Origin of the sequence: Candidatus Mycolicibacterium alkanivorans, from assembly GCF_022760805.1 — a bacterium.
GTDB classification, from domain to species: domain Bacteria; phylum Actinomycetota; class Actinomycetes; order Mycobacteriales; family Mycobacteriaceae; genus Mycobacterium; species Mycobacterium alkanivorans.
In genome coordinates this window covers 1547863-1560599 of record NZ_JAIVFL010000001.1, presented here as the reverse complement: position 1 = coordinate 1560599, position 12737 = coordinate 1547863, and the positions used below count along the sequence as shown (strand labels likewise).

The window sequence follows — 12737 nt, the reverse complement described above, 5'->3', positions numbered from 1 at the left end:
GCGCCTTTCCCGTCCAGATCTCAGATGGGCAAGCAGACCGTCGTCATGATCTTGTCGGCCAACGTCTGCCGCTTGGCATCCCACAACGGGAACAGGTAGCCGATGTAGCAGATGATCGCGTCGACGATGTGCGCCAGCTGACGCACGATCGACAACCCGAACCCGATCGGCTGACCGGTCTTCTCGCCGACCACCTTGAACTTGAGCACGGACTTGCCGATGCTCGAGCCCGTGGTGCCCTGGCGGTAGCCGTAGTTCCAGATCGCGAATGCGAACGCGGCCAGTCCGAACACGAACGACAGGATCAGGCCCAGCGCCGACGGCTGCGACGTGCAGGCCACGCCGTAGCCGTTGTCACCGCTGGTCGAGACGCAGTTGTTCTCACCGGTGGCGTACATGATCCCTTGGCCGACGCCGGACAGGATCGCTACCGGCAGGCTGTCGATGATCCATGCGCCGACCCGCTTGACCCACGGGGTGTAGGCCTCTTTGGGCAGTACCCTCAGCGGGCCGACGCCCGGCGGCGGAGGCGGATAGTTCCCCGGCGGGGGCGGCGGATAGTTGCCGGGCGGCGGGTAGTTCCCTGGCGGCGGATAGTTGCCGGGCGGCGGGTAGTTCCCTGGCGGCGGATAGTTGCCCGGCGGGGGTCCGGGCGGAGGCGGGTAGTCACCGGGAGGTGGCTGAGTCATTCGTCAAAGCCCTTCTTCTAGAGCGGTAGGCAGACTGTGGTCATTATCTTGTCGGCCAGCGTCTGGCGCTTGGAATCCCACAACGGGAACAGGTAGCCGATGTAGCAGATGATGCCATCGACGATGTGCGCCAGCTGGCGCACGATCGACAACCCGAGCCCGATCGGCTGACCGGTATTTTCGCTGACCACCTTGAACTTCAAGATCGACTTGCCGATGCTCGAACCCGTGGTGCCCTGGCGGTAGCCGTAGTTCCACAGCAGCCACCGGGCGGTGGCGGGAATCCGCCCGGAGGCGGGGGCGGCGGCGGATAGTTCCCCGGCGGCGGCCCTGGTGGCTGTTCGGTCATGACGCCTTCCACTGCCGACGTATTAGCTGAGGTAAAGCGGCATAAATGTACCCGAGAAGTGGCAGCGCAGCCGGGCAAAGCGCAATCCGAGCTTCAGCGCCTGCGCGGACCTTCGGAGAGAAAGCCGAGAACGTCGTGCCGGGTGATTACCCCGACCGGTTTGCCGTCCTCGACGACCATCAGCGCGTCCCAGTCGCGCAACTGGGTAGCCGCCGCGCTGACCAGCTCCCCCGCACCGATCAGCGGCAGCGGCGGGCTCATGTGCAGCGACACCGCGTCGGCCAGCTTGGCCCGGCCTTCGAACACGGCGGACAGCAGTTCGCGCTCGGATACGCTGCCGGCCACCTCGCCGGCCATCACCGGGGGTTCGGCGCCGACGACCGGCATCTGCGACACCCCGTACTCGCGCAGGATCCCGATCGCGTCGCGCACGGTCTCCGACGGGTGGGTGTGGACCAGATCGGGCAACTCGCCGGACTTCCCGCGCAACACGTCGGCAACGATCGGTTCGGGTACCGAGCCGTCGAGCCGATTACGCAGGAAGCCGTAGGACGACATCCAGGCGTCGTTGAAGATCTTCGACAGGTAGCCGCGGCCGCCGTCGGGCAGCAGGACGACCACCAGTGAGCCGGGGCCGGCCTCCCTGGCCACCTTGAGCGCGGCGACCACCGCCATGCCGCACGAGCCGCCGACTAGCAGGGCCTCTTCGCGGGCGAGCCGTCGGGTCATGTCGAAGGAGTCCGCGTCGGAGACCGCGATGATCTGGTCGGGCACCGACGGGTCGTATGCCGCCGGCCAGAAATCCTCGCCGACGCCCTCGACCAGATAAGGCCGCCCGGTCCCGCCGGAGTACACCGAGCCTTCCGGGTCGGCGCCGATGATCTGTACAGCTCCGCCGGACACCTCCTTGAGGTAGCGGCCTGCACCGGTGATGGTGCCGCCGGTGCCGACGCCGGCGACGAAGTGGGTGACCTTTCCGTCGGTGTCGGCCCAGATCTCCGGGCCGGTGGTCTCGTAGTGGCTCGCCGGTCCGTTGGGGTTGGAGTACTGGTCCGGCTTCCAAGCGCCGTCGATCTCGGTGACCAGCCGGTTGGAGACGGAGTAATAGCTGTCCGGGTGATCCGGGGGCACGGCCGTCGGGCAGACGACGACCTCGGCGCCATAGGCGCGCAGGACGTTCTGCTTGTCCTCGCTGACCTTGTCGGGGCAGACGAAGATGCACTTGTAGCCGCGGCGCTGGGCCACCAGGGCCAGCCCCACGCCGGTGTTGCCCGATGTGGGTTCGACGATGGTGCCGCCCGGCTTGAGCTGACCGCTGGCCTCGGCGGCGTCGATCATCTTCACCGCGATGCGGTCCTTGGAGCTGCCGCCCGGACTGAGGTATTCGATCTTGGCCGCGACGACACCCGAGCCCCCCGGCACGACCGAAGTCAGTTGAACCAGCGGGGTGTTACCGATCAGCTCGCTGATGTGCGGCGCGATACGCATGCCTACATGGTGTCAGGCGCCCGCGCGCCATCAGCCAGTGGCTTCGCGAATGTACTCACCGATCTGGCGCAGCGAGCGCGTCGCCTCGGGCACCAGCGAGGCGGCCAGCTGGAAGTCGTGGATCTGGCCCGGCCACACCCGCACCTCGGTGGGCACACCGGCAGCGGCCAGCCGGCGCGCCGCGAGCCGCGCGTCGTGCAGCAGCACCTCCGAGCCGGAGACGTGGATGAGCGTTCGGGGCAGTCCCGGCTCGATGTGGTCGAGCGGTTCGTAGACGCCTTCGGGCTCGCCGTCGACGACGTTCTTGGCGGCCGCCCGCGCGACCAGTGCCACGAGTGCGTCAAAAGCCTTGGGCGGGAACATCGCGTCGGTGTGGATGTTCGGGTGCGTCAGCTTCGGGCCGTGGTTGAGTTGCAACAGCGGCGAGATGGCGACCAGCGCGGCGGGCTCTTCGCCTTCGGCCTGCAGCCGCTGAGCCAATGCCACCGAGAGGTAGCCGCCGGCCGAGTCGCCGGCGAGCACGATCTGGTCGGGCTCGTAGCCGCGCAGGCGCAGCCACCGGTAGGCGTCGTAACAGTCGTCGATGGCGTTGCCGATGCTGTGCTTGGGGATCAGCCGGTAGTCCACGACCAGCACCGGTGAATCGGCGTACTTCGACAGGGCGATTGAAATCCGGCTGTGGGAATTGACCCCGCACGTCAGGAACGCGCCGCCGTGCATGTAGAGCACCACGCGGCGGTTGCCGTCGGCGGGGAGCACGCCGGGCGCGCGGACCAGTTGGGCCGAGGCGTTGGTCAGACCGACGGTGGCGCGCACGGTGCCGGGGGTGGGCATGATGGCACGGGCGACGAGGTCGACCAGTCCGAAGGGCCACGGCCAGTGCGGCACGTGACTCAGGACGGCCAGGGAGGGCCACATGGTCACCCTGGTGCCCAGGGAGACAAGTCGCGCGGCGATGCTGGGGCCGTCCTCGACGACCTCGACCGGGGCGCCGTCGCTGACCGGATACCGGCGCGGGCGGGCACGAGTTCGATGTGGGGCGGAGGCCCGGACCATATTGGGTGCGGTCATCGTCAACACTCCCTACGCCTTTGTAGATGCGTGTCCCGAGACTCGCCAGCGAACCTCGGTAACTCAGCTTGTCACCTGCAATACATACAACAACTAGCAAGTTGTTTTCTTACCGCAAGTGATACCTGTCCGTAATCCCGGGGCCACTGTCGCGACCGAATTCCCCGTGACGAGCCACCTAAACTGGCGATGTGGACAGACGCGCTCCGCGCAGGTCGACGGTTGTGCTGGGGGTGGCGGGAGTTCTCGCTTCCACCGGTGGCGCCGTGCTCGGTGCCCGCAACCTACTCAACGGCCAGGCTGCGCAGGCCCGCACCGTGATCCCCAAGTCCTGGGATGTTCCGCCGCGCGCCGACGGCGTGTATGCGCCGGGTGGCGGGCCGGTGCGCCGCTGGGAACGGGGCGTCCCCTACGACCTGCACCTGATGGTGTTCGGTGACTCGACGGCCACCGGCTACGGCTGTCGCGACGCAGACGAGGTGCCCGGCGTGGTGGTCGCCCGCGGGCTCGCCGAGGAGTCCGGCAAGCTGATTCGGCTATCGACCAAGGCGATCGTGGGTGCGACGTCCAGGGGGCTCTCGGGTCAGGTGGACGCCATGTTCGTCGCCGGTCCCCCGCCCGATGCGGCCATCATCATGATCGGGGCCAACGATATCACCGCGCTCAACGGCATCGTTCCGTCGGCGCGGCGTCTGGGCGCTGCCGTACAGCGACTGCGCGCCAGCGGAGCGGTGGTGGTCGTGGGGACGTGCCCGGATTTCGGCGTCATCACCGCGATCCCCCAGCCGCTGCGCTTCGCGGCCCGATCGCGCGGCTTGCGGCTGGCGCGCGCGCAGGCCTCGGCGGTGCGTGCCGCAGGCGGTGTGCCGGTGCCGCTCGCGGACCTGCTGTCGCCGAACTTCATCTCGACCCCGGAGCTGATGTTCTCCGAGGACAAGTACCACCCGTCGGCGGCCGGTTATGCGTTGGCCGCCAGCCAGCTGCTGCCCGCGCTGTGCCATGGACTCGGTGAATGGACCGGAGCCACCGTGCCCGATCTGCCGTGGGCGGCGCGGACCGACCGGCCGCTGAGCGCGCGGCTCGGCCCGCTGGGCCGGCTGTTGCGCCGCCGCGCAACCGGGGTGCCCGCACCGATCGTGGTGACCGCGAGCTAGATTCTGGGTTACCGCCGACCTAGGAGCCGTCTCTCATGCCCGAAGCCGTCATCGTTGCCACTGCCCGCTCGCCGATCGGCCGCGCGATGAAGGGCTCGCTGGTCGACATACGACCCGACGACCTGGCCGCGCAGATGGTGCGCGCCGCGCTGGACAAGGTGCCCGCGCTGGATCCCACCCAGATCGACGACCTGATCATGGGCTGCGGCCAGCCCGCCGGCGAGTCGGGCTTCAATATCGGCCGCACCGTCGCCGTGCAACTGGGCTACGACTTCCTGCCGGGTACCACGGTGAACCGGTACTGCTCGTCGTCGTTGCAGACCACCCGGATGGCGTTCCACGCGATCAAGGCCGGCGAGGGCGACGCGTTCATCTCGGCGGGCGTGGATACCGTGTCGCGGTTCACCAAGGGCAACGCCGACGCGTGGCCGGACACCAAGAACCCGGTGTACAACGCGGCCGGCGAGCGCACGGCGGCGGCCGCGGCCGGCGCCGAGGAGTGGCACGATCCCCGCGAGGACGGCCTGCTGCCCGACGTGTACATCGCGATGGGGCAGACCGCGGAGAACGTGGCGTGCTACACCGGCATCAGCCGGGAAGACCAGGACCGCTGGGGTGTGCGGTCGCAGAACCGTGCCGAGGAGGCGATCAAGAGCGGCTTCTTCGAGCGCGAGATCGTCCCGGTGACGCTGCCCGACGGCACGGTCGTCAGCAAGGACGACGGCCCGCGGGCCGGCACCACGTATGAGGCGCTGAGCCAGCTCAAGCCGGTGTTCCGCCCCAATGGCACGGTCACAGCGGGTAATGCCTGTCCGTTGAACGACGGCGCGGCGGCGCTGGTGATCGTCTCCGACGCCAAGGCCAAGGAACTCGGTCTGACGCCGCTGGCGCGCGTCGTGGCCACGGGGGTGTCGGGGTTGTCGCCGGAGATCATGGGCCTGGGACCGATCGAGGCGGTCAAGAAGGCGCTGGCGAACGCGAAGATGTCGATCTCGGACATCGACCTGTACGAGATCAACGAGGCGTTCGCGGTGCAGGTGCTCGGCTCGGCGCGGGAGTTGGGGATGGACGAGGACAAGCTCAACGTCTCCGGCGGGGCGATCGCGCTGGGGCATCCGTTCGGCATGACGGGCGCGCGGATCACTGCCACGCTGCTCAACAACCTGCAGACCTACGACAAGACGTTCGGTATCGAGACGATGTGCGTCGGCGGCGGCCAGGGCATGGCCATGGTCATCGAACGGCTCTCCTGATTTGCGTTGAGTGTGCGTCCAGGGCGGGAATCCACTCGGAATCTCGCCCTGGACGCACACTCAACCTCTGATCGATCGCAGCGCGGACCCGTCGCACAATGTCTGCGGGTGTGTCGCCTGCGACCACTCGCACCACCAGCCACCCGAGCGCAGTCAGCGCTTCGATGCGACGAATGTCTCTGGCGTATTGCACGCGATCGGTTCGGTGGTGATCGCCGTCGTACTCGACCGCGACCTTGACGTCCTCCCAGCCCATGTCGAGGTAATAGGTGGATCCGTCCGGCGCCCGGACCGGAATCTGCGTACGCGGTCGCGGCAGGCCGGCCTCGATGAGCAGCAATCGCAGCCAAGTCTCTTTGGGTGATTGCGCTCCTGGGTCGACGAGGTCGAGAACAGCCTCGAGTCGTCGCAGACCCCGGCGGCGCGGATGGCTGCGTGCAACATCCTGGATTGCCTCGACTGTCACGCCGGTCGCGCTCATCAGTGCGTCGAGGCGAGCGACCGCGATACCGACCGGGGCGCGCCGGCCTAGGTCGAACGCCGTCCTCGCAGGGGTGGTGACCGGTAGGCCCCGTACACGCTGAATTTCCCTGTCGGACAATCGGTCCCGACGTGTACTCACACCTACCGGCGCCCTGGGCTTGTCGCAGATGAGGTCGATGGGGATGTCGGCGTTGATCCACTTCGCGCCGTGGAGAGCCGATGCCGCCAAACCGGCGAGCACGCCAACGCGTCCCGACCACAGCCACGCCGCAAAGCTGCGTTCGCACAGGGAAGGTTGGGTATCGGTTGCGACATAGATCCCCGGGAATATCGCCCGGTACCTGGTGCGCAATTGATGCCGATTGACCTCACCACTACGCAGAGCCTCCGAGCCGATGAACGGGGCCGACGGCGAGCGCACGCCGGAAGGCTCCCTCCAACCTCACCCTTGAGGCACTTCACCCCTGTTGAGTGTGCGTGTATGGCGACGAATCGCTCGAAATCTCGCCCTGGACGCGCACTCAACGCACAACAAGGCCCCGGCCGGAAGACCGGGGCTTTGTGCGGGAATTGCTAGCGCTGCTGGAAGTAACTCAGCAGACGCAGGATCTCCAGGTACAGCCACACCAGGGTGACGGTCAGGCCGAGGGCGACGCCCCACGCGGCCTTCTCCGGCGCACCGGCGCGGATCATCTGGTCGGCAGCGTCGAAGTCCAGCAGGAAGCTGAACGCCGCGATCGCGATGACCACCAGCGAGAAGATGATCGACATCGTGCCGCCGTTGCGCAGCGGGCCGCCGTCGTGCGTGCCGAACATGGACAGGACGAAGTTTCCGAGCATCAGCACCAGAACGCCGACCATGCTGGCCACCAACATGCGGGTGAACTTCGGGGTGACGCGGATGGCGCCGGTCTTGTAGACCACGAGCATGCCGGCGAACACACCGATGGTGCCCAGCACAGCCTGGCCGATCAGCGAGCCGGCATTCGCGCCGGACACCACGATGTTGGCCATCACGAACGAGATCGCACCGAGGAACAGGCCCTCGAGGGCGGCGTAGCTCAGCACGATCGCCGGGTTGTCCTGCTTGCGGCCGAAGGTCGCCACGAGCACCAGTGCCAGGCCGCCGAGCGCACCAACGAGGGTGAACGGCATCGCCAGCGCGAGGTTGGCCGACACCATGAAGTAGGAGATGACCGCCACGACGGAGAGCACACCGAGGGTGATGCCGGTCTTGGTGACGACGTCATCGATGGTCATCGGCCGCGAGACACCGGTCTGCGACGGGTACTGCGTGGTGTAGGGGTCGGCCTGGTAGGCCACCTGCTGGGCGCCGGCTACACCGGAGCCGAACTGTGCGTATCCCCCTCGCTGCTTGGGCAGCGAACGAAATACCGGATTGCTGGTCTCCCGCACCGTCGATCCTCTCCTGGAAGTCGCGTGAACACACCGTCAACGAACGGCAAGCGGACCGGGTTCCCAGGAAGTTCACAAACTTCGCCGAAATTGTCCGGGCCGTACGAAAGTCGACCCTACCTGTGCGCGACGTCGAGTGGGTGCCGATCTAGGTCACCCTCGTGATGGTAAAACTAGGATGTCCAACCATTCGACGTAAGGACGACCTCTGTGACGGCTGATACCGACGAAGTCCTGGCCCGGGTCGACGGCAGCGTCGGTCTGGTGACGCTCAACCGGCCGAAGGCCATCAACTCCCTGACCCACAACATGGTCACGATCCTCAACCGGGTGCTCCGCGAGTGGGCGGACGACCCGCACCTCACCACGGTCGTGCTCAACGGCGCCGGCGAGCGCGGCCTGTGCGCCGGCGGCGACATCGTCGCGATCTACGAGAGCGCGCGCGCCGGGGGCGCCGACGCGCGAACGTTCTGGTTCGACGAATACCTGCTCAACGCCTACATCGCGCGCTATCCCAAGCCCTACGTCTCGCTGATGGACGGCATCGTGATGGGCGGGGGCGTCGGGGTCAGCGCACACGGCAACGTCCGCGTGGTCACCGACACCACCAAGATGGCGATGCCGGAGGTCGGCATCGGGTTCATCCCCGACGTCGGCGGCACCTACCTCCTCTCGCGCGCCCCCGGCCTGCTCGGCCATCACGCCGCGCTGACCGGCGCGCCGTTCGGCCCGGGCGACGCGATCGCCATGGGCCTCGCCGACCACTACGTTCCACACGAGGCAATGGAGGCGTTCACCGCCGCCGTCGTCGGCGAGGGCGTGGAAGCCGCCGTGCGAGCCTACGAACAAGAGCCGCCAGCGAGTCAGCTTGCGGCACAACGCGCTTGGATCGACGAGTGCTACGCGGGTGAGACAGTTGCCGACATCGTCGCCGCCCTGCGCGGCCACGCCGAGGGCCCGGCCAACGACGCGGCAAACCTGATCATGACGCGCTCCCCGGTATCGCTGTCGGTGACCCTGGAAGCGCTGCGTCGCGCCAAGAAGCTGGACACCCTCGAAGACGTGCTGGCGCAGGAGTACCGGACGTCGTGCGCATCGCTGCGCTCGCACGACCTGGTCGAGGGAATCCGCGCGCAGGTCGTCGACAAGGATCGCAACCCGATGTGGTCCCCGGCGTCGCTGGCCGCGGTGACCGAGCAGGATGTTGAGGACTACTTCACCCCGGCAGACCCGGACCTGACGTTCGAGGAGGACAAGTGAGCTACGAGACCATCCTGGTCGAGCGCGAGGACCGCGTGGGTATCATCACGCTGAACCGCCCACAAGCCCTCAACGCGCTCAACAGTCAGGTCATGGCCGAAGTCACCACGGCCGCAGCCGAATTCGATGCCGACCCCGGCATCGGCGCCATCATCGTCACCGGCAACGCCAAGGCGTTCGCCGCAGGCGCCGACATCAAGGAGATGGCCGCGCTCTCGTTCTCGGAGGTCTTCGAGGCCGACTTCTTCGCTGCGTGGGGCAAACTCGCCGCGGTGCGCACCCCCACCATCGCCGCGGTGGCCGGCTACGCGCTGGGCGGCGGCTGCGAGCTGGCGATGATGTGCGACATCCTGATTGCCGCCGACACCGCGAAATTCGGCCAGCCCGAGATCAAGCTCGGCGTGCTCCCGGGCATGGGCGGCTCGCAGCGGCTGACCCGCGCCATCGGCAAGGCCAAGGCCATGGACCTCATCCTCACCGGCCGCAACATCGACGCCGCCGAGGCCGAGCGCAGCGGGCTGGTGTCGCGAGTGGTCCCGGCCGACGACCTGCTCACCGAAGCCAAGGCGGTGGCGACGACGATCTCGCAGATGTCGCGTCCGGCGGCCCGGATGGCCAAGGAGGCGGTCAACCGCGCCTTCGAGTCCACCCTCGCCGAGGGCCTGCTCTACGAACGCCGGCTGTTCCATTCCGCCTTCGCCACCGATGACCAGACCGAGGGCATGGCCGCCTTCACCGAGAAGCGCCCTGCCAACTTCACGCACCGTTAGGTTCGTCCGGTGAGCGACGTCGAGCTGGAAACGGCCCCGCCCCCGCCCCCGCGGAGCGCAAGCCGGACTGGTGGCAGCGTCGCTACACGTTCACCGGCACAGCGGTCGGCCTGGTGTTCCTGTGGCTGTCGCTCACCCCGTCGCTACTGCCCCGCGGACCGCTGTTCCAGGGTCTGGTCAGCGGTGCCGCCGGCGCCATCGGCTACGCGCTGGGTGTGTTCGCCATCTGGCTGGTGCGGTTCATGTTGTCGCGCCCGTCGAGCCCGCCCGCCCCGCGCGCGGCGTGGCCGGTGCTGGTGATCGCCGGCATCGTCGGCCTGATCTTCTCGATCTACTACTTCCACGTCTGGCAGGACGAGCTCCGCGACCTGATGGGTGTGCCACGGCTCAAGTGGTACAACTACCCGCAGGTCGGGGTCATCTCGGTGATCATGCTGTTCGTGTTCGTCGAGATCGGCCAGTTGGTCGGCAGGCTGATCCGGTTGCTGGTTCGTCAGCTCAATCGCGTTGCGCCACCGCTGGTTTCGTTCGTCGTGGTGGTCGCGATCGTGCTGGGACCGACCATCGCGATCCTCAACGGCGTGGTGATCAAGGGCACCATGAGCCTGCTGAACAAGACCTTCGCCTCGGTGAACGACGAGATGGACCCGAACAACCCGACGCCCACCACTCCGCTGCGCTCAGGTGGGCCCGGCTCACTGGTCACCTGGAGCACGCTGGGCCATCAGGGGCGCATCTTCGTGGCCGGCGGCCCCACCGTCGAGTAGCTGACGAAGTTCAACGGCACCCCCGCGGTGGAGCCGATCCGCGCCTATGCGGGCAAGAACTCGGCCCCCGACATCCGGGCGACGGCCGAGCTGGCGGCCCTCGAGCTGGAACGCGACGGCGGATTCAAGCGCAAGGTAATCGCCGTCGCGACGACCACCGGTACGGGCTGGATCAACGAGGCCGAGGCCTCCGCGCTGGAGTACATGTACAGCGGCGACAGCGCGATCGTGTCCACGCAGTACTCGTTCCTGCGCAGCTGGCTGTCGTTCCTGGTGGACAAGGAGAACGCCTGGCAGGCCGGGCAGGCCCTGTTCGAGGCCGTCGACGCCCGGCTGCGGGCGATGCCCGAGGCGCAGCGACCCAAGATCGTGGTGTTCGGCGAGAGCCTTGGCTCCTTCGGCGGCGAGGCGCCGTTGCTGAGCCCCAACAACATCATCGCCCGGACCAACGGTGCGCTGTTCAGTGGTCCGACGTTCAACAACACGATGTGGGACGACATCACGGTCAACCGGGACGATGGCTCGCCGATGTGGTTGCCGATCTTCGACGACGGCGCCAACGTCAGGTTCGCCGCCCAGCCGGACAACCTGGGCCGTCCCGACAAGCCGTGGGACAACCCGCGGATCGTCTACCTGCAGCACGCCTCCGATCCGATCACCTGGTGGAATCCGGATCTGCTGTTCGCCAAACCGGACTGGCTGCGCGTGCCGCGGGGATGCGACGTCTCACCGGACATGAACTGGATACCCGTGGTGACGTTTCTGCAGGTGTCGGCGGACATGGCGGTGGCCATCGACGTGCCCGACGGTCATGGGCACCGTTACGTGCGCGAGGTGGTGAACGCGTGGGCCGCGGTGTTGCAGCCGCCCGGCTGGACCCCGGAGAAGACGGAGAGGTTGCGCGGTATCGTCAAGGCGCCCGAATAGCGGCGACCATGGTCGAAGGCGACCGGCAGTGCCACCGGCAAGCGCCCGTCGAGCAGCTCGAGGTCGGCACAGTAGTCAGCTGAGATCGGCCAGCACACCGGTCTGAGCCAGCGCCTGGTAACCACCGACCACGTCGGCGGCCCGGTGCAACCCGAGATCCAGCAGCGACGCCGCGGCCAGGCTCGAGGTGTAGCCCTGCGAACACAGCACCACCCACTGCACGTCGTCGCCAACGGCCTGGGGCAGCCGGGCATCGCTGGTGGGGTCACAACGCCACTCCAGGACGTTGCGTTCGACCACTAGGGCGGCAGGCACCTCGCCCTCGGCGGCGCGTTGCGCCGCCGGACGGATGTCGACCAGTACCGCGCCTCGGCGAAGGGCCTCAGGCACCTCGGCGGCCTCGAGCCGGCGCAGCCGGGCCCTCGCGGTCGCCAGGGTCGCGTCGATGCGGCTCATCAGCCCTCGGGTCCGTTGGTGAGTTCGGTGTGGGTGCGGCGCACCGTATTGCGTTCGGAGACTTCGTAATACGACATCACGGTGAGCGGCGGTGAGTAGGCGTGCACGCTCAGTGTGGTCGATGCCGCCGCCACTGTGGGAGCCCCGACCACGTCGTGCACCCAGCCCAGCGGAAACGCGGCCTGGTCCCCCGCGTCGAGCCGTCGGCGGCGCAATTGCTCACCGTCCCAACGGTATTCGTGCAGCGCGCCGGACAGTACGGTGAGCGCGCCAAGCGACCCGCCGTGGTCGTGCAGTTCGGTGGTGTGACCGGGCACCCAGCTGATCAGCCAGACGTCGAGCTCGTCGTCGGTGTGCAGCCGGGTGAACCAGCGCGCGTCGGCCGGCGGCCCGCCCGGCGGCAGCAACCGGTCGAACCGGCCGCCCAACACCTCGTCGGCGAACTGGTCGGTGGTGTGCAGGAGGTCGGGCAGCCGCAGCCGGGTCGGCGACGACACGGCGGGTGCGGCGGCGGGGAAGATGGCGACAGCGGAGGCTGATCCTGAGAACGGCATGGCAAGAAACTCCGGTGATGGCAGGGGCGGAACGGGGTTGGGCTAGGGTCGACAACACTTCCGAGATCCGGTGCGCTCAATCACAGCCGCCAGTGTTGCA

Annotated in this window: 11 protein-coding genes and 2 pseudogenes; 5 read left to right on the top strand and 8 right to left on the bottom strand. The window is 67.8% G+C overall.

Translation table 11 applies throughout. From position 1 onward, the window contains the following. Positions 1 to 20: 20 nt before the first annotated feature. The 4 genes and pseudogenes from K9U37_RS07830 to K9U37_RS07815 all read right to left on the bottom strand — a co-directional run bounded on the left by K9U37_RS07830 (position 21) and on the right by K9U37_RS07815 (position 3597). Entirely contained in the window at positions 21 to 689 is a 669-nt protein-coding gene (locus tag K9U37_RS07830; RefSeq protein ID WP_243071211.1) for an Rv1078 family RDD domain-containing protein, read from the bottom strand. A gap of 17 nt (positions 690 to 706) precedes the next feature. Continuing rightward, positions 707 to 955, bottom strand: a pseudogene (locus tag K9U37_RS07825) (RDD family protein); the annotation flags it as partial. A 176-nt stretch (positions 956 to 1131) separates the two neighbouring features. Beyond that, positions 1132 to 2526 carry a cystathionine beta-synthase gene (locus tag K9U37_RS07820; RefSeq protein ID WP_243071210.1) on the bottom strand — a complete coding sequence of 465 codons (1395 nt, stop codon included), beginning with the start codon at positions 2524 to 2526 and terminating at the stop codon, positions 1132 to 1134. A 30-nt stretch (positions 2527 to 2556) separates the two neighbouring features. Next, a complete protein-coding gene (locus K9U37_RS07815) occupies positions 2557 to 3597 on the bottom strand; it encodes an alpha/beta hydrolase (protein ID WP_272888020.1) in 1041 nt (346 codons plus the stop codon). Positions 3598 to 3788: 191 nt separating this feature from the next. Here K9U37_RS07815 and K9U37_RS07810 point away from each other — a divergent pair, with 191 nt between their 5' ends. Next, positions 3789 to 4751, top strand: a complete 963-nt coding sequence (locus K9U37_RS07810; RefSeq protein ID WP_243071209.1) for an SGNH/GDSL hydrolase family protein — start codon at positions 3789 to 3791, stop codon at positions 4749 to 4751. A 35-nt stretch (positions 4752 to 4786) separates the two neighbouring features. Beyond that, on the top strand, positions 4787 to 6004 hold the full coding sequence (locus tag K9U37_RS07805) for an acetyl-CoA C-acetyltransferase (RefSeq protein WP_243071208.1): 1218 nt from the start codon (positions 4787 to 4789) through the stop codon (positions 6002 to 6004). Here the strand turns inward: K9U37_RS07805 and K9U37_RS07800 are convergent. After that, a complete protein-coding gene (locus K9U37_RS07800; RefSeq protein ID WP_243071207.1) occupies positions 5985 to 6908 on the bottom strand; it encodes a type IV toxin-antitoxin system AbiEi family antitoxin in 924 nt (307 codons plus the stop codon). The two genes, K9U37_RS07805 and K9U37_RS07800, sit on opposite strands and share 20 nt — an antisense overlap. A gap of 152 nt (positions 6909 to 7060) precedes the next feature. Then, positions 7061 to 7903 carry a Bax inhibitor-1/YccA family protein gene (locus tag K9U37_RS07795; protein ID WP_243071206.1) on the bottom strand — a complete coding sequence of 281 codons (843 nt, stop codon included), beginning with the start codon at positions 7901 to 7903 and terminating at the stop codon, positions 7061 to 7063. A 210-nt stretch (positions 7904 to 8113) separates the two neighbouring features. On the opposite strand from K9U37_RS07795, the gene K9U37_RS07790 reads away from it, so the two are divergent. From K9U37_RS07790 to K9U37_RS07780, 3 genes and pseudogenes are all read left to right on the top strand, one after another. Then, a complete protein-coding gene (locus K9U37_RS07790) occupies positions 8114 to 9163 on the top strand; it encodes an enoyl-CoA hydratase/isomerase family protein (protein WP_243071205.1) in 1050 nt (349 codons plus the stop codon). Further along, complete coding sequence (locus K9U37_RS07785; RefSeq protein WP_243071204.1) at positions 9160 to 9933, top strand: enoyl-CoA hydratase; 774 nt, start codon at positions 9160 to 9162, stop codon at positions 9931 to 9933. The genes K9U37_RS07790 and K9U37_RS07785 overlap by 4 nt, the downstream gene beginning before the upstream one ends. A gap of 23 nt (positions 9934 to 9956) precedes the next feature. Further along, positions 9957 to 11627: pseudogene (locus K9U37_RS07780) on the top strand (alpha/beta hydrolase); the annotation flags it as partial. Between the two features lie 75 nt (positions 11628 to 11702). Here the strand turns inward: K9U37_RS07780 and K9U37_RS07775 are convergent. After that, positions 11703 to 12083 carry a rhodanese-like domain-containing protein gene (locus K9U37_RS07775; protein ID WP_243071203.1) on the bottom strand — a complete coding sequence of 127 codons (381 nt, stop codon included), beginning with the start codon at positions 12081 to 12083 and terminating at the stop codon, positions 11703 to 11705. Further along, positions 12083 to 12637 (bottom strand): cysteine dioxygenase, encoded by a 555-nt coding sequence (locus K9U37_RS07770; RefSeq protein ID WP_243071202.1) that lies wholly within the window; start codon positions 12635 to 12637, stop codon positions 12083 to 12085. The genes K9U37_RS07775 and K9U37_RS07770 overlap by 1 nt, the downstream gene beginning before the upstream one ends. Positions 12638 to 12737 lie beyond the last annotated feature (100 nt).

Coding starts and splice junctions, on each gene's coding strand:
- K9U37_RS07815 (WP_272888020.1), bottom strand. CDS start 3,597: ATGACCGCACCCAATATGGTCCGGGCCTCCGCCCCACATCGAACTCGT.
- K9U37_RS07830 (WP_243071211.1), bottom strand. CDS start 689: ATGACTCAGCCACCTCCCGGTGACTACCCGCCTCCGCCCGGACCCCCG.
- K9U37_RS07820 (WP_243071210.1), bottom strand. CDS start 2,526: ATGCGTATCGCGCCGCACATCAGCGAGCTGATCGGTAACACCCCGCTG.
- K9U37_RS07805 (WP_243071208.1), top strand. CDS start 4,787: ATGCCCGAAGCCGTCATCGTTGCCACTGCCCGCTCGCCGATCGGCCGC.
- K9U37_RS07770 (WP_243071202.1), bottom strand. CDS start 12,637: ATGCCGTTCTCAGGATCAGCCTCCGCTGTCGCCATCTTCCCCGCCGCC.
- K9U37_RS07775 (WP_243071203.1), bottom strand. CDS start 12,083: ATGAGCCGCATCGACGCGACCCTGGCGACCGCGAGGGCCCGGCTGCGC.